This is a genomic window from Agrobacterium sp. LY4, assembly GCF_001526585.1.
In the GTDB taxonomy this organism is placed as follows: domain Bacteria; phylum Pseudomonadota; class Alphaproteobacteria; order Rhizobiales; family Rhizobiaceae; genus Agrobacterium; species Agrobacterium leguminum.
Genome location: NZ_ASYA01000033.1, coordinates 142,925 through 163,409, shown reverse-complemented (window position 1 = coordinate 163,409; position 20,485 = coordinate 142,925). Strand labels below are relative to the sequence as shown.

Annotated in this window: 19 protein-coding genes; 11 read left to right on the top strand and 8 right to left on the bottom strand. The window is 60.1% G+C overall.

Going from position 1 to position 20,485, the window contains the following annotated elements:
- The first annotated feature begins 189 nt into the window (after positions 1-189).
- From L904_RS21010 to L904_RS20980, 7 genes are all read left to right on the top strand, one after another.
- On the top strand, positions 190-1,260 hold the full coding sequence (locus tag L904_RS21010) for an MBL fold metallo-hydrolase (protein ID WP_080707268.1): 1,071 nt from the start codon (positions 190-192) through the stop codon (positions 1,258-1,260).
- Between the two features lie 121 nt (positions 1,261-1,381).
- Positions 1,382-2,284 (top strand): diaminopimelate epimerase, encoded by a 903-nt coding sequence (gene dapF, locus L904_RS21005; protein ID WP_035261543.1) that lies wholly within the window; start codon positions 1,382-1,384, stop codon positions 2,282-2,284.
- Positions 2,281-3,555 (top strand): tRNA (N(6)-L-threonylcarbamoyladenosine(37)-C(2))-methylthiotransferase MtaB, encoded by a 1,275-nt coding sequence (mtaB, locus tag L904_RS21000; protein ID WP_035261536.1) that lies wholly within the window; start codon positions 2,281-2,283, stop codon positions 3,553-3,555. Before dapF ends, mtaB begins: the two co-directional genes overlap by 4 nt.
- Positions 3,556-3,587: 32 nt before the next feature.
- Complete coding sequence (gene ftsY, locus L904_RS20995; RefSeq protein WP_035261534.1) at positions 3,588-5,012, top strand: signal recognition particle-docking protein FtsY; 1,425 nt, start codon at positions 3,588-3,590, stop codon at positions 5,010-5,012.
- Between the two features lie 2 nt (positions 5,013-5,014).
- Positions 5,015-5,665: a septation protein A gene (locus L904_RS20990; protein ID WP_003520517.1), complete on the top strand. Its 651-nt coding sequence runs from the start codon at positions 5,015-5,017 to the stop codon at positions 5,663-5,665.
- Positions 5,662-6,258 (top strand): DUF2585 domain-containing protein, encoded by a 597-nt coding sequence (locus tag L904_RS20985; RefSeq protein ID WP_035261531.1) that lies wholly within the window; start codon positions 5,662-5,664, stop codon positions 6,256-6,258. Before L904_RS20990 ends, L904_RS20985 begins: the two co-directional genes overlap by 4 nt.
- Positions 6,259-6,376: 118 nt before the next feature.
- Positions 6,377-7,558, top strand: coding sequence for a diguanylate cyclase (locus L904_RS20980; RefSeq protein WP_035261528.1), 1,182 nt, complete (start codon positions 6,377-6,379; stop codon positions 7,556-7,558).
- Between the two features lie 16 nt (positions 7,559-7,574).
- Here L904_RS20980 and L904_RS20975 read toward each other — a convergent pair whose 3' ends face one another.
- The 5 genes from L904_RS20975 to ccmA form a co-directional block, all read right to left on the bottom strand.
- Entirely contained in the window at positions 7,575-8,174 is a 600-nt protein-coding gene (locus tag L904_RS20975) for a DsbE family thiol:disulfide interchange protein (RefSeq protein WP_059762656.1), read from the bottom strand.
- Positions 8,171-8,344: a heme exporter protein CcmD gene (gene ccmD / locus L904_RS20970; protein WP_035261526.1), complete on the bottom strand. Its 174-nt coding sequence runs from the start codon at positions 8,342-8,344 to the stop codon at positions 8,171-8,173. The genes L904_RS20975 and ccmD overlap by 4 nt, the downstream gene beginning before the upstream one ends.
- Before the next feature lie 4 nt (positions 8,345-8,348).
- Positions 8,349-9,110 carry a heme ABC transporter permease gene (locus L904_RS20965; RefSeq protein ID WP_035261524.1) on the bottom strand — a complete coding sequence of 254 codons (762 nt, stop codon included), beginning with the start codon at positions 9,108-9,110 and terminating at the stop codon, positions 8,349-8,351.
- 74 nt (positions 9,111-9,184) lie between these two features.
- On the bottom strand, positions 9,185-9,844 hold the full coding sequence (gene ccmB, locus L904_RS20960; RefSeq protein WP_059762654.1) for a heme exporter protein CcmB: 660 nt from the start codon (positions 9,842-9,844) through the stop codon (positions 9,185-9,187).
- Positions 9,845-10,046: 202 nt separating this feature from the next.
- Positions 10,047-10,688 (bottom strand): heme ABC exporter ATP-binding protein CcmA, encoded by a 642-nt coding sequence (gene ccmA / locus L904_RS20950; RefSeq protein ID WP_035263230.1) that lies wholly within the window; start codon positions 10,686-10,688, stop codon positions 10,047-10,049.
- Positions 10,689-10,959: 271 nt separating this feature from the next.
- Here ccmA and acnA point away from each other — a divergent pair, with 271 nt between their 5' ends.
- From acnA to L904_RS20935, 3 genes are all read left to right on the top strand, one after another.
- On the top strand, positions 10,960-13,653 hold the full coding sequence (gene acnA / locus L904_RS20945; protein WP_035263231.1) for an aconitate hydratase AcnA: 2,694 nt from the start codon (positions 10,960-10,962) through the stop codon (positions 13,651-13,653).
- A gap of 190 nt (positions 13,654-13,843) precedes the next feature.
- Positions 13,844-14,584: a thioredoxin family protein gene (locus tag L904_RS20940; protein ID WP_003523168.1), complete on the top strand. Its 741-nt coding sequence runs from the start codon at positions 13,844-13,846 to the stop codon at positions 14,582-14,584.
- Between the two features lie 400 nt (positions 14,585-14,984).
- Positions 14,985-15,377, top strand: coding sequence for a DUF2794 domain-containing protein (locus L904_RS20935; RefSeq protein WP_003523170.1), 393 nt, complete (start codon positions 14,985-14,987; stop codon positions 15,375-15,377).
- Positions 15,378-15,490: 113 nt separating this feature from the next.
- Here the strand turns inward: L904_RS20935 and L904_RS20930 are convergent, their stop codons facing one another.
- From L904_RS20930 to L904_RS20920, 3 genes are all read right to left on the bottom strand, one after another.
- On the bottom strand, positions 15,491-16,228 hold the full coding sequence (locus L904_RS20930; RefSeq protein WP_035263233.1) for a Bax inhibitor-1/YccA family protein: 738 nt from the start codon (positions 16,226-16,228) through the stop codon (positions 15,491-15,493).
- 218 nt (positions 16,229-16,446) lie between these two features.
- Complete coding sequence (locus tag L904_RS20925) at positions 16,447-19,008, bottom strand: ABC transporter permease (RefSeq protein WP_035263236.1); 2,562 nt, start codon at positions 19,006-19,008, stop codon at positions 16,447-16,449.
- Positions 19,005-19,715: an ABC transporter ATP-binding protein gene (locus L904_RS20920; RefSeq protein WP_035263238.1), complete on the bottom strand. Its 711-nt coding sequence runs from the start codon at positions 19,713-19,715 to the stop codon at positions 19,005-19,007. Before L904_RS20920 ends, L904_RS20925 begins: the two co-directional genes overlap by 4 nt.
- 91 nt (positions 19,716-19,806) lie before the next feature.
- On the opposite strand from L904_RS20920, the gene L904_RS20915 reads away from it, so the two are divergent.
- Positions 19,807-20,457, top strand: a complete 651-nt coding sequence (locus L904_RS20915) for an arylesterase (protein ID WP_035263240.1) — start codon at positions 19,807-19,809, stop codon at positions 20,455-20,457.
- The last annotated feature ends 28 nt before the right edge of the window (positions 20,458-20,485 follow it).

Below are 20,485 nucleotides of genomic sequence, written 5' to 3'. Positions count from 1 at the left end.
GGGTCCCGGTCGGCGGCTTGGAGTCGTGAAACTGCCAGCTGATGGGCGGGATAAACAGGAAAGTGCAGGAAAAGTCAAGGCGGCGCGGGTTTGTGGCCGAAAAGGCCCGCATTTCATCTTTGCGTGATTGGCCGCAAGCCGCGATTGGCGCCGCTTGAACGGCGCCATTCCGCTCCCTATACCTTTAGCATGAACCGTCGAAACTTCTTTCGCTTTTCCACGCTTGGACTGCTCGCTCTGGCGGGCGGTACTCTCTATGCCCGTCGTTCGAGCGCCAGCGCCTATTATAGCGGCCCGATCTCCGATCATTTCGACGGGGTTCGCTTCTTCAACCCCGGCGGTTCGCCGCCGGGCAATTTCATGGGCCTGCTGAAGTGGCGCTTCAATGGCGAGCGTGCCACCTGGCCGGAAAGCTATCCAAGCCCATTTCCCTTTGCGAAGCCGGAAACCCGGGTTGAGGGCAAGGGCATCCGTGTCACCTTCATTGGCCACGCTTCCTTCCTCATCCAGACGGCGGGGCTGAATATACTCATCGATCCGGTTTGGTCGCAGCGGACCAGCCCCTTCAGTTTCGCCGGTCCCAAACGGGTCAATCCTCCCGGCATCCGTTTCGAGGATCTGCCGCCCATCGACCTGGTGCTGGTGACGCATAATCACTACGACCATCTGGACATGGAAACGCTGAAGCGCCTGCATGTGGCGCACAAGCCGCTCTTCATCACACCGCTCGGCAACGATGCCATCATCCGCACCGGTGTCGAAGCGGCGCGTATAGAAGTGGGTGACTGGGACGATGTGATTGAGGTGGGCGCAGTGAAAATTCACTTCGAGCCTTGCCACCATTGGTCAGCCCGCGGTCTGAACGACCGGCGCATGGCACTATGGGCAGCCTTCGTCATCGAAACGCCCGGCGGCAAAATCTACCATATCGGTGATACCGGCTTCCATGAAGGCCGCAATTATCACGCCGCGCGCAAGAAGCACGGCGATTTCCGCCTCGCCAACCTACCCTTCGGTGCTTATGAACCGCGCTGGTTCATGAAGGGCCAGCACCAGAACCCGGCCGAAGCCGTGGAGGGCATGAAGCTTTGTGGTGCGGCGCATGTCTGCGGCCATCACTGGGGCACCGTGCAGCTGACCGATGAGGCGGTGGACGCCCCGCTCGTGGCGCTCAAGGCGGCACTGAAGGAGCAGGGGGTGGATGAGAGCCGTTTTCAGCCCATGCGCCCCGGCGAAGTCTTCGACGCGCCTTCCGCCTGATCGCTGCCGCGTTTGCGCCGTAACAGTCTGGTAATTTGCTGTCCTTTCCGCCATATAGGGCGAAAGCGCGGGGAAAATCCCTATGCAATCCGATTTTCAGACAGTTTTCAGGTTTAGGGCAATGGCGGATACGGTCGAATTTGCGAAGATGAACGGGCTTGGCAACAAGATCCTGGTTATCGATATGCGCGGCCGTAAAGATATGGTCACGCCGGGGGCGGCGATTGCGCTGAACGCCGATGCTGCTACACAGTTCGACCAAATCATGGCCATCCACGATCCGCGTGTCAGTGGCACGGATGCCTTTATCGATATTCTCAATTGCGATGGTACGAAGGCGCAAGCCTGCGGCAATGGCACACGCTGCGTGGTGCAGGCGCTGTCCTCCGAAACGGGCAAGACCAGTTTCACCTTTCAGACGGTGGCGGGCATTCTGAATGCCGTCGAACATGAAGACGGCATGATTTCCGTCGATATGGGGCTGCCGCGTTTCCGCTGGAGCGATATTCCGCTTTCGGAAGAGTTCCACGATACGAGCCGCATCGAATTGCAGATCGGGCCGATCGACGCACCGATCCTGCATTCGCCGGCCGCCATGTCCATGGGCAATCCGCATGCGATTTTCTGGGTGGATCGCGATCCGATGGAGTTCGATCTCGAACGTTTCGGGCCTCTGCTCGAAAACCATCCGATGTTTCCGGAAAAGGCCAATATCACGCTGGCGCAGGTAATTTCCGACAGCGCGCTGCGCACCCGTACCTGGGAACGGGGCGCCGGGCTGACACTCGCCTGCGGTTCGGCCGCCTGCGCCTCAGCCGTTTCCGCTGCCCGCACCGGTCGCACCGGCCGGAAGGTCACCATCGATGTCGCTTCCAGCCCCATTCGCGTGCCGCTGACCATTGAGTGGCGCGAGGACAATCATGTCATCATGACAGGCCCGGCCGAATGGGAATGGTCGGGTTCCGTCGATCCCGTCACCGGCGCGTGGTCGCGGGATGTTGCGGCGGAGCAGGGGGCCGTATGAGCGGCGTCGAGGTCATCACCTTCGGCTGTCGTCTCAACACCTATGAATCGGAAGTGATGCGGGCGGAGGCCGAAAAGGCCGGGCTCAACAATGCCGTGCTGGTCAATACCTGCGCCGTGACGGGCGAGGCCGTACGTCAGGCGCGCCAGGCCATCCGCCGGGCAAGACGCGACAATCCGCACGCGCGTATCATCGTTACCGGCTGCGCCGCCCAGACCGAGAAGCAGACCTTTGCCGAGATGCCCGAGGTGGATGCCGTGCTGGGCAATGAGGAGAAGCTGAAAAGCGCCTCCTATCGCGCGCTGCCCGATTTCGGCGTCTCGGCGGAAGAAAAGTTGCGCGTCAACGACATCATGAGCATCAAGGCGACTGCGCCGCAGATGGTCAAGCATATTGACGGGCATGTGCGCGCCTTCATTCAGGTGCAGAACGGCTGCGATCATCGCTGCACCTTCTGCATCATTCCTTATGGGCGCGGCAATTCCCGCTCCGTGCCGATGGGTGCCGTGGTGGATCAGGCGCGCAGGCTGACGGAAAGCGGCTATTGCGAGATCGTTCTGACGGGGGTGGACGCGACGAGCTATGGCGCGGACCTGCCGGGCGAGCCTTCCCTTGGTTATCTCGCCAAGACATTGCTCAAGCAGGTGCCGGACATTCTGCGGCTGCGGCTTTCCTCCATCGACAGTATCGAGGCCGACCGCCATCTGATGGATCTCATTGCCGATGAGCCGCGTTTCATGCCGCATCTGCACCTGTCCCTCCAGCATGGCGATGACATGATCCTGAAACGCATGAAACGCCGCCATTTGCGGGCTGATGCCGTTCGTTTCTGTCACGAGGTGCGGTCATTGCGGCCGGACATCGCCTTCGGGGCGGATATGATCGCCGGTTTTCCGACCGAGACGGAAGAGATGTTCGAAAACGCCGCGACCCTTGCGGAAGAATGCGGCATTTCCAGCCTGCATGTCTTTCCCTATAGCCCACGTGCGGGCACGCCGGCGGCGCGCATGCCGCAGCTTGACCGGGCTTTGGTGAAGGAGCGGGCGGCGAGGCTTCGGGAGCGCGGCGAGGCGCTGAAGCTGGCGCATCTGCAAAATATGGTGGGGTCGGTGCAGACGATCCTCGTTGAAAACAACGGTTTTGCCCATACCGACAATTTCACGCTGGTGGAGGCACCGCATCTTGCCCCGCGCACTCTTGCGCAGGTTGCGATTACCGGCCACAACGGCAAACATCTGAACATGAAGCTTCTGGCGGCGGATGCGGCCTGAGGCGGCACAAGAGAAAAGACACGGGAACGACCATGGCCCTCGGCTTCATCAAAAAAGTCTTTTCGTTCGGCAAGGACAAGGCCGAAACGGACGACCGGCCGCAAGAGGACGCCGCGCCTGAGCGCGGCAATGAAAACGCCTCCTTCGAAGCAGCGCTGAGCGACGCCGAAGCGCATGGCCCTGTCGACAAGGACCCGGTTTCCGAACTGGAGATGGAGACGGCCGGCGGACCAGCCCCGGACGAGGCGACGGACGTGGTCCTTTCCGACGATGACGAGGAAAAGGACGCACCGCTTCTGCCTGGTGCCGAGCTTTCCGGCGATATGGGCGTGGTGCCGCTGTCGTTGCTACAGGCGGAAGCAGCGGCCGAAGAGCAGGTTGAATCTGCCCCCGAAGCAGCGGATGTCGTGCTGGATGCGGATGCGATGGATGCGCTGCTTGACGAGGCCGAAGCTGCGACCGCCGCTATACCGCCAGCTCTACCAAAGGGTTTTTCGTCCGCCAGTGAGCGGCAGGAGCCTGCCCCTGCCGCACCGCAGGTAAAACTGACATGGTTTCAGCGCCTGCGGGCCGGGCTTGCCCGCACGTCGTCGCAGCTGACCACACAGATTTCGGCGCTTTTCACCAAGCGCAAGCTGGATGAGGATACGCTCGACGAGCTGGAGGATCTTCTCATCCAGTCGGATCTCGGCGTTGAGACCGCCATGCGCATCACCGGCGCCCTGTCTTCCGAGCGTTACGGCAAGGATGTGAGCGGCGAGGATGTGGCGCGCATCATGGCGGGCGAGATCACCAAGGTCCTGAAGCCTGTCGCCAAGCCGCTGGAGCTTGATCTTTCACACAAGCCGCATGTCATTCTCGTTGTCGGTGTGAACGGTACGGGCAAGACGACGACCATCGGCAAGCTTGCCGCCAAGCTTTCCGGTTCGGGCCTCAAGGTTATGCTGGCGGCGGGCGATACGTTCCGCGCGGCGGCCATCGAGCAGCTCAAAATCTGGGCGGACCGTACCGGTTCGCAATTCATCGGCACCAAGCTTGGCGCAGATGCGGCCGGGCTTGCCTATGACGCCTATGAGCAGGCGCGGGCGCAGAAAAGCGACGTTCTCATCATCGATACGGCCGGTCGCCTGCAGAACAAGACGGAGCTGATGGCGGAGCTGGAAAAGATCGTACGCGTGCTCGGCAAGCTCGATCCCGACGCGCCGCACACCGTGCTGCAGACGCTGGATGCGACAACCGGCCAGAACGCTATGAACCAGGTGGAAATATTCCGCAATGTCGCGGGTGTTTCGGGCCTGATTATGACAAAATTGGATGGCACGGCGCGGGGCGGTATCCTCGTTGCCATCGCTGCCAAACACAAGCTGCCGGTTTATTTCATCGGTGTGGGTGAAGGTGTTGATGATCTGGAGCCCTTCGAGGCGGAAGATTTCGCCAAGGCCATTGCGGGAGTTTGAGTATGGATATTGAAAGCAATTCCAAGGAAAGCGAAAAGATGGTGGCGGAAATCAGCCCGCTCCTGAAATTCGTGCTCGAGCTTGGCCCGCTCATGGTCTTCTTCTTCGCCAATTCCCGCGGCGAATGGCTGGCCTCCACCTTCCCCGTGCTGACGGAATTCGGCGGACCGATCTTCATCGCCACCGGCCTGTTCATGATCGCAACGGCTCTGGCGCTTTCCGTCTCATGGGTGCTGACGCGCAAGTTGCCGATCATGCCGCTGATATCGGGCATCGTGGTGTTCGTGTTCGGCGCGCTGACGCTTTGGTTGCAGAACGATACCTTCATCAAGATGAAGCCCACCATCGTCAACACGCTGTTCGGTGTCATTCTGCTCGGCGGCCTGTTCTTCGGGCAATCGCTGCTCGGTTATGTCTTCAATTCCGCCTTCAGGCTGACGGATGAGGGCTGGCGCAAGCTGACGCTGCGCTGGGGCGTATTCTTCCTCTTTCTTGCGGTGCTGAATGAGGTGGTGTGGCGCATGTTCACCACCGACACCTGGGTTGCCTTCAAGGTGTGGGGCACGATGCCGATCACCATCATCTTCACCATGGCCCAGATGCCGCTCGTCATGCGCCATTCGCTGGAACCGCTTAACAAGGACGAAAAATGACCGTTGCAGAGATGTCGGCTTCCCGTTCGCGCTCGCTCAAATGGTTCGGCGTGGCCGCCGGGCTGCTTCTCCTGCAGATCGTCATCCTTTATTTCATGGGCCGCATTCCGATCTGCGAATGCGGTTACGTGAAGCTGTTCGAACCGGGTGTGAACACGCCGGGCAATTCCCAGCATCTGGCCGACTGGTATACGCCCTCACATATCATTCACGGCTTCCTGTTCTACTGGTTCGCCTGGCTGCTGTTCCGCAACAGGCCGCTTTCCATGCGGCTTTCGCTTGCTGTTCTGGTGGAAGCGGCATGGGAAATCCTCGAAAACTCGCCTCTCATCATCGATCGTTACCGCACCGCGACGATGGCGCTGGGTTACACCGGCGACAGCATCCTGAACTCGGCGATGGATACCGTCTTCATGGTGCTGGGTTTCCTGTTCGCCGCCCGGGTGCCGGTGTGGCTGACGGTGGCGATCGCCATCTTCTTCGAGATATTCACCGGCTGGCTGATCCGTGACAACCTGACGCTGAACGTGGTGATGCTGCTCTGGCCCGTGGACGCGATCAAGGAATGGCAGAACGCGCTCCCGCAAATGTGAACGGGTTTTCCTGGGCCGCGGGCCGAAAGGCGGGGAAGCCGCGCAATATATGCAGGTTTTCTTAATGGCATTGCGGTAGTGTCAGGCAAAGGCTCGTCTCTCCCTCCGGCAGAACCCATTGCAAGACAACTTCGCCTATCTTCTCCCCTTCATCATGCTGACATTCGGCGTGGTGTTCCTGTTCCTGCAAAGGATCGGCCACGCTTCCGCCCGCTATTGGGGTATAGGATATCTTTCGGCGGCCTTCGGTTTTGCGACACCTCTGGTGCTCGGCGGCCTGCCTTTCGAAATACAGGCGATTGTTTCGAACCTGTTGTTCTTCTCCGCCTTCTTCCTCTATGGCCATGCTCTGCTCGTCCATTTCGGGCGGCCGCTTTATATCGCGGCCAGGCTGCCGATCGTGGTTGCCGCGGTTTTGCTGGTCTCTTTCCATGTCTTCGTCACGCCGGATCTGAAACGCGAGCTCGTCATCGGCGATCTCGTCTGTGCCCTTTTGCTCGCGATCCCGGTCTGGATCGTGCGGAAGCGGCCGGTGGCGCTTGCCGACAGGCTGATGGTGGGAATTGCCTGTCTTGTGGTGCTGGAGACGCTGGTGCGCATCGGCATGCTGCTGGTGATGACGCCGAGCGGCTCGATGATCGAACTCAGCGAATTCTTCGAATCCGACTATGCTTTTTACATGCAGCTTGCCGCCAGCATCTTCGGTTTCCTGCTGGCGCTCTCCGTGCTCGCGAGTCAGATTTCCGTCACCGTCGACCGGCATCTGCATGCGGCAGAGCATGATCCGCTGACGGATGTGCTGAACCGGCGCGGCTTCGACCGCCGTGTTCCCGATTTTCGCAGCGATACCCCTGAGGGTGCGGTCATCGTCTGCGACATAGACCACTTCAAGCGTATCAACGATGTTTACGGTCATGCGGCCGGAGATATCGTTCTTATCGGCCTCTCCGATCTTCTCAGGCGAAATGCGCCCGAGGATGCGCTGGTGGCGCGCTTTGGCGGTGAGGAATTCGTGGTCTTCCTGCCCGGCCAGACAGCCGCCGCAGCCGGCCAGCTGGCCAATGGCATGCGGACAGGTCTTTCGTCGCTCGATTGGCGCAACCGGGGTGTAACCAGCCAGATTACCGCGAGCTTCGGTGTTTCGGCCGTCGCGAGGGGAGATCATTCCATTCATGACGCCATCAAGCGGGCCGATGACAGTCTCTATGCCGCAAAACGTGGCGGTCGCGATCAGGTCGTTCTGGAAGGCATACGTCTGCCGGCTGAAGGCCCTTCGCTGCGGGTCGTTACCAAGGGGTGACGCCTTGCGGAGCGGGTTATTTCCCGGCAGCGGCCGCGATGGCTGGCAGCAGGTCGCGCTCGACGCTGCGGGCGTCGAAGGGGCCGACCTTTTTATAAAGGATCGTGCCGTCCGCGCCGACCAGATAACTTTCCGGAATGCCATAGACGCCCCAGTCTATCGCGGCCTTGCCGTTCGGATCGACGCCTATCGCTGCAAAGGGATTGCCGAGTTCGCCGAGGAAGCGCAGCGCATTATCCTGCTTGTCCTTGTAATTGATGCCGACGACGGTAATGCGGCCGTCTTTCGCCAATTCCTGAAGCAGCGGATGCTCCTGCCGGCAGGGAATGCACCAGGAGGCGAAGACGTTCACCAAAGTCAGCTTGCCCTTGATGGCGGCATCGGTCAGCGCCGGCAGGTTGGAGCCCTCCAGCGGCGGTAGCGACAGGGTCGGCGCCCTGGTGCCGATCAGCGCCGAGGGAATGGCGCTGATATCCAGGCCGTTCACGTCCTGATCGTAGAGCATCTTGCCGGCGACGAGGGCGAAACCGCCGAACAGCAGCAACGGCAGAAGCGCAAGCGCATAGCGTGCACGGCCTGTCGTTTTGGCCTTGGTGTCGCGGTCAGCCTGCGTCATTGCGCGTCACCTGCGGAACCGGCTCTCGCTCTGCGGCGTATGCCGGATGCCTCTAGTTCCTTCAATTCCCGTTTGCGTGCCTGACCGTCCACGACGACCCAGGCGATGAGACAGAGAACGACAAGGCTGGTCGCCGCATAGGACATGCCGATATAAAAGGCGTGCGTCATCACTTCAGCCCTCCCGGTTCGCCATGCGCGCCGCGAGACGCCGCTGCGCGGCTACGCGCCGACGCCAGATTTCGTTGCGCATCGCGGCGATATGCAGGGTGAAGAACAGCAGCGTGAAACCCACGGCCATGGTCAGCAGCGGCCAGAGAAATTCCGCATCGATGGCGGAGCCGCCCATGCGGATGACGCTTGCCGGCTGGTGCAGCGTATTCCACCACTCGACCGAAAACTTGATGATGGGGATATTCACGAAACCGACGAGGATCAGCACGGCGCTGACGCGGGCGGCTCTCGACGGATCGTCCATGGCGCGGTTGAGCGCGATCAGCCCCAGATACATCAGGAAGAGGACGAAAACGGAGGTCAGCCGCGCATCCCAGACCCACCAGGTTCCCCACATGGGTTTACCCCAGAGCGAGCCGGTGACGAGCGCAATCAGCGTGAAGGCCGCGCCGATGGGGGCAGCGGCCTTGTGGCTGACATCCGCCAGCGGGTGACGCCAGACGAGGGTGCCGATAGCGGAGACCGCCATGACCGAATAACACATCATGGCAAGCCAGGCTGAGGGCACATGCACATACATGATGCGTACGGTATAACCCTGCTGGTAATCGCCTTCGGTGGTGAAGGACAGATAAAGACCGGCGGCCAGCACCAGCGCCGTCAAGGCAGCGAGCCATGGCAGAATGCGTGCCGCCAGCGCCAGAAACCGGGTGGGATTGGCGAGATCACTGAATTTGGTGATGGTGAAGGTCTGCTCGTTCATGCCGTTTGTGTAACCCGAGAATGGCCGCCCCGCAATTGATCCCTGTCAATCGGGGATCGTCTGGCGTGGTTTCATCAATCCATAACATTGCGCAGCGCCAAAGCGGCGAAGAAAGGTCCGGTCACGGCTGAAAATAACGTGATCGCACACAAAATGAGAAATGGCGGCATGAAGGGCGCCGGGTCCTGTACCGCCGCATAGGAGGCGCTGACGCCGAAGATCAGCACGGGAATGGCGAGCGGCAGGACGAGGATGGAAACCAGAAGCCCTCCGCGCGGCAGGGCAACGGCAACCGCCGCCCCCACTGCGCCGATGAAGGTGATGGCGGGCGAGCCGACGAGAAGGGTAAGCATCACGGCGCCGATCGCCATCTCGTCCATGTTCATGAAGAGGCCAAGCAGAGGGGAGGCAAGCACCAGCGGCAGACCGGTCGTGACCCAGTGTGCCAGGCATTTCACGAACACGGTCAGGACCAGCGGGGTTTCCTGCATCAGGATCAAATCGAGGGAGCCGTCATCCCGCTCGGCCTGAAACAGCCGGTCGAGGCCGAGAAGGGCGGAGAGCAGCGCGCCGATCCAGACGATGGCCGGGCCGATGCGCGCGAGCAGGTTGAGATCGGGGCCGACGCCGAAGGGAATGACGGCAACCACTGTCATGAAGAACAGCACGCCGATCAGCGCGCCGCCGCCGGCGCGGATGGAGAGTTTGATGTCGCGGAGGAGGAGGGCGATCATTGGGACGCCCTCGTGTTCGCGGCGTTACCCCCCTCTGCCCTGCCGGGCATCTCCCCCTCAGGGGGGGAGATCGGCAAGACGCTCTTCCACCACTCCATTATCAAGCGTTGAGATGGGCGAGACCTTGCCGTGAGTCGATCCCCCCCCTTGTGGGGGAGATGCCCGGCAGGGCAGAGGGGGGTATGCCCCGCGCACATCGTCCTCATGCCCAAGCCTCCACACCCGCAAACCCCGTCATCCGCAATTCCCGCGCATTCTCCAGCCCCAAAGGCTGATGCGTCGCGGCCAGAACGATACCGCCTTTCCCGAGGTGGTTTTTCACGAGATCGGTAAACATCCCGTCCGCTGCCTTGTCGAGCGCCGCCGTCGGCTCATCGAGAATCCACACCGGCCGCCATGCAATCAAAAGTTTCGCCATGGCAAAACGCCGCTGCTGGCCGGCGGAGAGATAACCGAAGGGCAGGTGGGTAATGCCGGCGAGGCCGACGATCTCCGCCGCCTCATCGATCGCCACGCCCGCACCGCCGGAAAAATCGCCGAGGAAGTCTTTCCAGAACCGGAGATTCTCCGAAACGGTCAGTTCGGTTTTCATCGCATTGCGATGGCCGAGATAATGGCAGGCCTCAGACGGGCGCATGTCAGCGTCTATTTCTTTGCCGGCTATCTTTATTCGTCCCTGTTCGGGCCGCAGCAGGCCGGCCACCGTGCGCAGCAGAGTGGATTTTCCTGAACCGTTGCGACCGGTCAGCACAAGAGCCTCACCGTCGCTTAACTTGAAGGAAATATTCATGAATATGAAATCTTCGCCGCGTCGCACGCCAAGATTTTCCGCCGTCAAATCCATGCTGCGGTTCCGATTACGATTTCGTCGTCTCGATCATAAAAAAATCGATTAGGTTCGTTGAATGGTCTGGCACGTTTTAGAGAAATTATCTATATGGGTGTCAACACGCCAGCGGCCGGCGTGAACATCATCTTGCGCCGGACTTGACGATTGCGAGGAGCAATTTTCACGTGCGGACAGCGGAAATGGTCGTACCCGCATCCTGATGTGCATGAGTGCATAGGTGTCCGCACGCACGTGTTGGCTATCAGAGTAAGCGGGGTTTTTATCCATGCCCAAATCACTCGACAGTTTCCAATGTCGTTCCGTCCTTACCGTTGACGGTAAGGAATACGTCTATTTCAGCCTTCCCAAGGCTGAAGCCAATGGCCTGAAGGGCGTTTCCAAGCTGCCCTATTCCATGAAGGTTCTGCTCGAAAACCTGCTGCGTTTCGAGGACGGCCAGTCCGTCACCAAGGAACACATTCTGGCGGTCTCCGAATGGCTGAACAACAAGGGCCTGACCGAAACCGAAATCGCCTATCGCCCCGCCCGCGTTCTGATGCAGGACTTTACCGGCGTTCCCGCCGTTGTCGACCTTGCCGCCATGCGTGACGGCATCAAGGCCCTTGGCGGCGATCCGGAAAAGATCAACCCGCTGGTTCCCGTCGATCTCGTCATCGACCACTCGGTCATCGTCGACGAATTCGGCACGCCGAGCGCCTTTGCCCGCAACGTTGAGCTGGAATATGAGCGCAACGGCGAGCGTTACCGCTTCCTGAAGTGGGGCCAGCAGGCGTTCGAGAATTTCCGTGTGGTTCCGCCCGGCACCGGCATCTGTCACCAGGTCAACCTCGAATATCTCGGCCAGACCGTCTGGACGAAGGAAGAGGATGGCGAGACGATTGCTTATCCGGATACCTGCGTCGGCACCGATTCGCACACGACCATGATCAATGGTCTCGGCGTTCTCGGCTGGGGCGTTGGCGGTATCGAGGCTGAAGCGGCCATGCTCGGCCAGCCGGTCTCCATGCTTTTGCCCGAGGTTATCGGCTTCAAGCTGACCGGCAAGGTGAAGGAAGGTGTGACCGCGACCGACCTCGTGCTGACCGTGGTTCAGATGCTGCGTAAGAAGGGCGTTGTCTCCAAATTCGTCGAATTCTTCGGCCCCGGCCTCGACTCGATGTCTCTGGCCGACCGCGCCACCATCGGCAATATGGGCCCGGAATATGGCGCGACCTGCGGCTTCTTCCCGGTCGATAGCGAGACCATCAATTACCTGACCATGTCCGGCCGTGCCAAGGACCGCATCGCGCTCGTCGAAGCCTATTCGAAGGCGCAGGACATGTGGCGCACAGGCGACGGTTCAGACCTCGTCTTCACCGACACGCTGGAACTCGACCTCGGCGACGTCGTGCCTTCCATGGCCGGCCCCAAGCGTCCGGAAGGCCGCCTGCCGCTCGAAACCATCGCGCCGAATTTCGCGACGGCTCTTGAAAACGACTATAAGAAGCCCGGCCAGCTTTCGAGCCGTTATGCGGTCGAAGGTGAGGCTTTCGATCTCGGTCACGGCGATGTAGCGATTGCCGCCATCACCTCCTGCACCAATACTTCCAACCCCTCGGTTCTCATCGCTGCCGGCCTTCTCGCCCGCAACGCCGTCGCCAAGGGGCTGAAGTCCAAGCCGTGGGTGAAGACGTCGCTGGCACCGGGATCGCAGGTCGTTGCCGAATATCTCGACAAGTCCGGTCTGCAGAAGGATCTCGACGCGATCGGCTTTAACCTCGTCGGCTTCGGCTGCACGACCTGCATCGGTAACTCCGGTCCGCTGCCGCCGGCGATCTCCAAGACGATCAACGACAAGGGCCTGATCACCGCCGGTGTTCTCTCGGGCAACCGCAACTTCGAGGGTCGTATTTCGCCGGATGTTCAGGCGAACTATCTGGCCTCGCCGCCGCTCGTCGTGGCCTATGCCCTTGCAGGCACGGTCCAGAAGGATCTGACGAAGGAGCCGATCGGCGACGATCGGAACGGCAATCCGGTCTACCTCAAGGATATCTGGCCGACCTCCAAGGAAATCCAGGAATTCATCCTGAAATACGTCACCCGTGAGCTTTACGAAACAAAGTATGCCGACGTGTTCAAGGGCGATGCGAACTGGCAGGCGGTTCAGGTTCCTCCGGGCCAGACCTATGCCTGGGACGACCAGTCGACCTATGTTCAGAACCCGCCCTATTTCGTCGGCATGGGCAAAAAGGGCTCGGGCCTCAAGAACATCAAGGGGGCGCGTGTCCTCGGTCTCTTCGGCGACAAGATCACCACCGACCATATTTCTCCGGCCGGTTCGATCAAGGCTGCTTCGCCTGCCGGTGCCTATCTGACGGAACATGGCGTCGCCGTTGCCGACTTCAACCAGTACGGCACGCGTCGCGGCAACCATGAAGTGATGATGCGCGGCACCTTCGCCAATATCCGCATCCGCAACCACATGCTCGGCCCGAACGGCAAGGAAGGTGGCTACACCATTCACTATCCGTCCAAGGAAGAGATGTCGATCTATGACGCGGCCATGAAATACAAGGCGGAAGGCGTCCCGCTCGTCATCTTCGCCGGTGTCGAATATGGTAACGGCTCGTCCCGCGACTGGGCGGCGAAGGGCACCAACCTGCTCGGCGTCAAGGCTGTCATCGCGCAGTCTTTCGAACGTATCCACCGTTCGAACCTCGTCGGCATGGGCGTCGTTCCCTTTGTCTTCGAGGAAGGCACGACCTGGGCGAGCCTCGATCTCAAAGGTGATGAAATCGTCGAGATCGACGGGCTCGAAGGCGAAATCAAGCCGCGTGAAAAGAAGATCGCCAAGATCACCTATAGCGACGGTTCGGTGAAGGAAGTTCCGCTTCTTTGCCGCATCGATACGCTGGATGAAGTGATCTACATGAGCAACGGCGGCATTTTGCAGACCGTTCTTCGCGATCTGGCCGCATAAAGCTTCAACAATCGAAGACGCCGGGAGAAATCCCGGCGTCTTTCCATTTCATCGTCTCTTTTTTTGTGATTGTCGCTCACCCCTTCGTGACTTTCTATTGAAGGGCAATAGACGTTATTTTCCGGTTTGCATCCCGGCAGGATTGATCGCATCAATTCGTCTGGATCTCTTCCGGACAAAGGTTTTTGTAATGCCGCTGAAATTCCCCCTGTCGATATGTCTTCTCGGCACGTTCCTCGTCACCTCCGCGCAGGCGCAGGAGGCCGTGAAGGGCGTCGTCGAATTGTTCACGTCGCAGGGATGCTCATCCTGCCCGCCGGCCGATGAAGCCCTGCGCAAGATGATCCAGAAGGGCGATGTCGTCGGTCTTTCCTACCATGTCGATTACTGGAACTATCTCGGCTGGACGGATTCGCTGGCGTCTAAGGAAAATACCGACCGGCAATATGGTTATATGCGCGCGCTCGGCCGTAACGGGGTCTATACGCCGCAGGCCATTCTGAACGGCCGCGACCATGTCAAGGGTGCCGATGTTCGCGGCATCTATGACAGGCTTGATGCGTTCAAGCGCGAGGGCAAGGGACTGAACGTGCCGGTCTCGTCGAAATTTGCCGGTGACGAGGTGGAGATCGATATTGGCGCCGGCAGCGGCAAGGCCGATGTCGTCGTTGCCTATTTCACGCGCGAACAGACCGTGGATGTGCAGAAGGGCGAAAACCAGGGGAAAAAAATGTCCTACTGGCACAGCGTCTATGATGTGCAGACAGTCGGCATGTGGGATGGTTCGCCGATGACGGTGAAGCTTCCGGCGAGCGTGGTGGCCAAGGTGAAAAAGGGCGGCTGCGCCGTGCTGTTGCAGACGGCCAATGCCGGCGGCGATCCCGCGGCAATCGTCGGCGCAAGTATTCTGCTTGGAAATGAAAACCCCTGATCGCCTGTCGGGCGATGGAAGATCCGGTCCGGGCATTGGGGGCTGGGGGTAAAGGGTCAATGCACCGGACCGGGTCATCTTGGTGCCTAGGCATCAATTGACAATAGGACTATTCCACCCAATTCGGGCCATGGTTTGACCGAAATACGGCAGCCCATGTGAAAATGGCTGCCTAAATGGTTACCATTTTTAACCCCTGCTTTTGCCGTTGGCAGCGCTTGTCGGAGAATCGGCGGGCGCAATTCTGTGCTGCCGTCTTCCGGTTCCGCTGCGCATCGAAGGCTTGTCAAACCTTTCCCGGAATTCCCTGTCCTGTGCGCCATGCCGGTGCAAAGACTTGCAATTTCGCCCTCTCAGGCTCACACTGCACGGATGATTTGGGTGGAATCGGAGGTATTGGATGACCGATCAACCGGATGTGCAGCAGGTGCAGACCGCTTCACGTGACAATTCCACCGTTATCGATCTCCGCGAATATAAAAAAAACAAGGACCCTTTGCCGGTCACCTTTCACCGCCGCGAGCTGGATGCGATCCTGCGCATCTATGGCCGCATGGTGGGCGAGGGCGAGTGGCGTGACTACGCCATCGATCACCTCAAGGAAAAGGCGGTGTTTTCCGTCTTCAAGCGTTCAGGTGAAATGCCGCTTTTCAGGATCGAGAAAAACCCCAAGCTGGCTGCGAAACAGGGCGCCTACTGCGTGGTGAATACGGATGGCCGCATTCTCAAACGTGGGCATGAGTTGCCGCAGGTTCTGAAGGTCTTCGACAAGGTTTTGAAGCTCATCGAGTGAGCTTTCGCAAAAGCGGACTGTCCGCCTCTGGCGGATAAGGGTGAAGAATCTTCCCAAATAAAAAGGCGGCCGAAGGGCCGCCTTTCGTATGTCTGGCAATCGAACTCTTAACCTTAGTCGTCGCGGTTTCCGAGAAACTGCAGGAGGAAGGTGAAGAGGTTGATGAAGTCGAGATACAGCGTCAGTGCGCCCATGATGGCCTTGCGGCCGGCCACGGCAACATCGTCAGCATCGAAATACATTTCCTTGATCTTCTGGGTGTCGTAGGCGGTCAGGCCTGCGAAGATCAGCACGCCGATCGCGGAAATCGCGAACTGCAGGGCGGAGGATGCAAGGAAGATATTGACGATGGAAGCGATGATGAGGCCGAACAGACCCATGATCAGGAACGAACCGAAACCGGAAAGGTCCTTCTTCGTCGTATAACCGTAAAGCGAGAGCGCGCCGAACGAGGCAGCGGTCACGAAGAACGTCTGCACGATGCTCTGGCCGGTGAAGACCAGGAAGATCGCCGACAGCGAGACGCCCATCAGCGCCGCATAGATCCAGAATGTCGTCTGGGCGGCGGAAACGCTCATGTTCTGGATACGGAAGCTAAGGAAGAAAACCAGTGCGAGCGGAGCCAGCATGACGACCCAGCGCAGCGGCGACGCATAGAGCAGCTGGGCGAAAGCCGGGTTGGAAGCGGCAAGCGTATAGGTGCCGAACGCTGCAACGCCGGTGATGACCAGAGCCAGCGCCATCAGGTTATAAACCTTGAGCATATAGGCGCGAAGACCTTCATCGATCATCGCACCAGTCTGTGCACGGGTCTGCGCCATGCGGTTCTGGTAGTTATTGAAGTCAGCCATTGTTTCCTCTTTTGAGCTCCGTGATTGCTACGGTGTCGGGATACCTCCCGGGCGCCGCTGCGGAGCTTCAGCAAGCCTGATCAAGAATATGATGGCAGAACGTGTTCTATACAAGGCCTTTTCCCGTCGAAAAGACACCATATGCGCGAAAAGCGCTCACGTTTTGGCGATCATTACAAAGAATTAATCGTTAAAGTTAAGCGGCGCACAACCGACGATCATTCACCTGCCTGCCGGAGAACCGGGGCCGCTTTCTGCCCGAGAATCCGCCATGTGCCGATGAGGCCGATGCCCACCGTCATGACGAGGGCGACGACGAGGGTGCCGATCGCCACATCCGGCAGGAAGCTGGAGGGCAGCTTCATGATGCGGGCGATCACGAACCATGCGGAGACGCCGCCGGCGAAAAGTGCGAAGACGGCGGTGGCGAGGCCGAGCATCATATATTCGTAAGAGAAGGCGCGGATGAGCAGGTTTCGTGTGCCGCCCAGCGTTTTCAGGATGACCGCGTCATGGGTACGGGCGCGGTTTCCGGCGGCAAGAGCGCCGGCGAGAACCAGGACGGAGGCGATGAGGGCAACGGCTGCGGCGGCGCGAATGGCGGTGGCAAGCTGGCCGACAAGCCGGTTGACGACGTCGAGCGCATCTTTCACGCGTACGCTCGTGATTGTCGGATAGGCGTTGGTGACGGCGCGCAGGATACGGCCTTCGTCGGCGGCGGTTGCGGAAGGGTCGGCGAGTGTCGCCAGCCATGCATGCGGCGCGCCGCGGAAGGTGTTTGGCGAAAACACCATGACGAAATTGATCGACAGGGATTCCCATTCGACATTGCGCAGATTGGCGATCCTTGCCGTTATGCTGCGGCCGAGCACGTTGACGGTCACCGTGTCGCCAATCTTGAGACCCAGTTCCCCGGCTTCCTCGGCCGCGAAGGAGACCAGCGGCTCGCCGCTATAGTCCGGTCCCCACCAGCTTCCTTCTGTGAGAGTCGCATTTTCGGGAATATCCTGCGAATAGGTGATACCCCGGTCGCCGCGCAGCACCCAGCGTCCGGCCGGAGGTACCTCCATCTTCGTGACGTCCTCGCCGTTGAGCGCCAGGATGCGCCCGCGCAGCATCGGCACTTCGGTCAGCGCGCCTTCCGGCGCTTCCCGCTTCAGAAGGTCGCGGAAGCCCTGAAGTTCGCTGCCCTGAATATCCACGAAGAAGAAATTCGGTGCGCGGTCCGGCAGGCTGTCCGTCAGTTCGCGGCGCAGATTGCCGTCGATCAGCGTGAGCGTCACGAGCAGGGTCAGGCCGAGGCCGAGCGAAAGGACGACGGAGGGGGTGAGCGCGCCTGGCCGGTGAATATTACCGATCGCCAGTCTGAGCGCAGCCGAATGAACGCGCGGACTGCGCTTGGCGATGGCTTTCACACCGGAGGCAACGAGCCGCAGCACCACGAAGGCAAAAGCGATGGCGGCAAGGAAGACCGAGGCGATGAAGCGGTCTTCCGCCGAGAAGATGGCCAGCGCGGCGAGCGCCGCCAGCAGCAGGCCGGTTGCGGCCAGGTAGGGCCAGGATGGCCAGCTGCCCTCCTCGAAACCCTGTTCGCGGAAAAGCGCCGTTGCCGGCACTTCGCGCGCCTGGCCAAGCGGCACGATGGCGAAAGCGAGCGTCGTCAGGAGGCCGAACAGGGCGGCGAGGCCGAGCGCGCCGGGATAGAAGGCAAGCTCCTCCGGCACAGGCAATACGCCCTCCAGAAACCGCATGGCGATGAGGGGCGCGACGGCGCCGACGACAAGGCCGATGACGATGCCGACGGCGGCGATGAAGGCGATCTGGAAGAGATAGGTCATGGTGACCACCGAGGCCGGTGCGCCTAAGCATTTCAACGAAGCGATGGTGGTGCGCTTGGAATCCAGAAACGCGCGAACGGCATTGGCAACGCCGACACCGCCGACGATGAGGGCGGTGAGGCCCACCAGCGTCAGGAATTGCGAGAAGCGATTGACGTTTTCGGTGAGCGATGGGGCCGCCCGGTCACTGGTGCGGATGGACCAGCCGGCATCGGGAAAGGCCTTGTTGGCCGCATCGGTCATCGTTGACCGTGCCGAAGGATCGTTCAGCCTGATCTTGTAGGCGTGTTCGACCAGACTGCCGTTCTGAACGAGGCCCGAGGCGAAAAGGGCGTCGCGACTGACCATCAGTCGTGGCGCAAAACCGAAACCATCGGAGAGAGCATCCGGCTCGTCGACCACGGTGCCGGTCAGTTTCAGCTTCACATTGCCGAGCAGGATTTCATCGCCGACCTTGATGCCGAGCCGTTCCAGCAGAAGCGGTGCGGCAATGGCGCCATAGGTGTCGCCGTTCCCGACCAGAAGCTCGCTCAGCGGTCGGTTGGGTTCGGCTACGAAGGCGCCATAGAGCGGGTAAGCGCCATCGATAGCCTTCACTTCCGTCAGGGTCTGTTCAGACCCGTCGGCAAGGCGGGCCATGGAGCGCAGCCCGGTGGAAACTGCGACGGTGCCGAGGCTGTCTAGATAGGCCCGTTCTTCTTGTGTCGCTTCCCTGTTGCGCAGTTCGAAACGCACATCGCCTGCCAATATTGACTGACCTTCGGTGGCGATGGCGCTGGTGACCGCGCGCGAGACGGAATTGACGGCGGCGATGGCGCCGGTTCCAAGCGCGATGCAGGCGAGGAAAATGTAAAAGCCGCGTAACCCGCCGCGAATTTCGCGCCGCGCGAGCCTTGCGGCGTTTCTGATATTGGCAAGAGACGGGATAATGGGTCCGGTCATGCCGACACCGCCCGCGCCATATGGGAGGTGGCGCTGTCGCCCTCTATCTCGCCGGAGCGCACCTTGATCTGGCGTGAGCACCGGGCGGCAAGCGACGGATCGTGGGTGACAAGGATCATCGTCATGCCGCGTTCGGCCTGTTTGGCAAAGAGAAGATCGGCGATCTGCCTGCCGGTATCGGTATCGAGATTGCCGGTCGGTTCGTCAGCAATCAGCACGGCCGGTGAGGGGGCAAGCGCGCGGGCGATGGCGACACGCTGCTGTTCGCCGCCGGAGAGCTGGCCGGGATAGTGGTTGAGGCGTTCGCCGAGACCGACGGCGACGAGCTCGCGTCTGGCGATCTCGAAAGGGTTCGGGGTGTTTGCCAGTTCGAGCGGAACCGCAACGTTTTCCAGGGCCGTCATATTGGCGATGAGATGGAAGGACTGGAAAACAATGCCGATATTCCGGCCACGAAAATCCGCCAGCGCGTCCTCGCCGAGCTTGTGCAGTTCCGTATCCGCGATGATGATTTCACCGCTATCGAGCCTCTCGAGACCGGCAAGCACCATCAGAAGTGTCGACTTTCCCGACCCAGAGGGGCCGACGATACCAACCGCCTCGCTCTCTCCGATTGAAAGATCGATGTTCTTGAGAACGTGAACGGAGGCGGCGGCATTGCCGAGCGTGAGGTCGGCTTTCTTCAGCTCTATGATGCTTTTCGTCACAATTCTCGTTCCTATATAGGGTGATGAAAACGGTCTGGCGGTCGATGCGGTCGGTATTTCAGACAATGGGAACCAAGTTAGGAAAGCCGTGATGAGATTTAAAGCTGCCCTGTTTCACTTCATCGTCATTTTTGCCGCCGCCTTTTCCGCAACTGTTGTCCTGGCTCAGGAGCGGACATTGCAGTTGGTCGGACTCGGCGACAGCCTGATGGCCGGCTATCAGCTTCCCCCCAACGACAGCTACACCGCACAGCTTGAGGCTGCATTAAAGGGCAAGGGCGCCAATGTCGCCATCGCCAATGCCGGTGTGTCCGGCGATACCTCTTCCGGTGGTCTGGCGCGGGCGGAATGGTCGGTTCCCGACGGTACGGATGGGGTTATCCTGGAACTCGGCGCCAATGACGCTCTGCGCGGAATTCCCCCGGAACAGACCGAAAAGAACCTCGACACCATCATTTCCGGTTTTCAGAAGCGCAACATAGCCGTGTTGCTGGTCGGCATTATGGCGCCGCCGAATATGGGCGATGATTATGCCAGCCGCTTCAATCCGATCTTCCCGAAGCTCGCCGGAAAATACAACCTGCCGCTTTATCCTTTCTTTCTGGATGGCGTGGTGACGGACGATGCGCTGAAGCTGGATGACAAGATGCACCCCAATACCAGGGGTGTGGCGATGATGGTCGAAAAATCTTTGCCGGCTGTTGAAAGCTTCATCACGACAATCGGTGCGCAAAAAAAATAAGCACTTGCGCCCGCCTGCATTGCGTGAT

What these genes read in the sequence shown, in the direction of transcription:
- L904_RS21010 (WP_080707268.1), top strand. Translation starts at nt 190, where the DNA reads ATGAACCGTCGAAACTTCTTTCGCTTTTCCACGCTTGGACTGCTCGCT.
- dapF (WP_035261543.1), top strand. Translation starts at nt 1,382, where the DNA reads ATGGCGGATACGGTCGAATTTGCGAAGATGAACGGGCTTGGCAACAAG.
- mtaB (WP_035261536.1), top strand. Translation starts at nt 2,281, where the DNA reads ATGAGCGGCGTCGAGGTCATCACCTTCGGCTGTCGTCTCAACACCTAT.
- ftsY (WP_035261534.1), top strand. Translation starts at nt 3,588, where the DNA reads ATGGCCCTCGGCTTCATCAAAAAAGTCTTTTCGTTCGGCAAGGACAAG.
- L904_RS20990 (WP_003520517.1), top strand. Translation starts at nt 5,015, where the DNA reads ATGGATATTGAAAGCAATTCCAAGGAAAGCGAAAAGATGGTGGCGGAA.
- L904_RS20985 (WP_035261531.1), top strand. Translation starts at nt 5,662, where the DNA reads ATGACCGTTGCAGAGATGTCGGCTTCCCGTTCGCGCTCGCTCAAATGG.
- L904_RS20975 (WP_059762656.1), bottom strand. Translation starts at nt 8,174, where the DNA reads ATGACGCAGGCTGACCGCGACACCAAGGCCAAAACGACAGGCCGTGCA.
- ccmD (WP_035261526.1), bottom strand. Translation starts at nt 8,344, where the DNA reads ATGACGCACGCCTTTTATATCGGCATGTCCTATGCGGCGACCAGCCTT.
- L904_RS20965 (WP_035261524.1), bottom strand. Translation starts at nt 9,110, where the DNA reads ATGAACGAGCAGACCTTCACCATCACCAAATTCAGTGATCTCGCCAAT.
- ccmB (WP_059762654.1), bottom strand. Translation starts at nt 9,844, where the DNA reads ATGATCGCCCTCCTCCTCCGCGACATCAAACTCTCCATCCGCGCCGGC.
- ccmA (WP_035263230.1), bottom strand. Translation starts at nt 10,688, where the DNA reads ATGGATTTGACGGCGGAAAATCTTGGCGTGCGACGCGGCGAAGATTTC.
- acnA (WP_035263231.1), top strand. Translation starts at nt 10,960, where the DNA reads ATGCCCAAATCACTCGACAGTTTCCAATGTCGTTCCGTCCTTACCGTT.
- L904_RS20940 (WP_003523168.1), top strand. Translation starts at nt 13,844, where the DNA reads ATGCCGCTGAAATTCCCCCTGTCGATATGTCTTCTCGGCACGTTCCTC.
- L904_RS20935 (WP_003523170.1), top strand. Translation starts at nt 14,985, where the DNA reads ATGACCGATCAACCGGATGTGCAGCAGGTGCAGACCGCTTCACGTGAC.
- L904_RS20930 (WP_035263233.1), bottom strand. Translation starts at nt 16,228, where the DNA reads ATGGCTGACTTCAATAACTACCAGAACCGCATGGCGCAGACCCGTGCA.
- L904_RS20925 (WP_035263236.1), bottom strand. Translation starts at nt 19,008, where the DNA reads ATGACCGGACCCATTATCCCGTCTCTTGCCAATATCAGAAACGCCGCA.
- L904_RS20915 (WP_035263240.1), top strand. Translation starts at nt 19,807, where the DNA reads ATGAGATTTAAAGCTGCCCTGTTTCACTTCATCGTCATTTTTGCCGCC.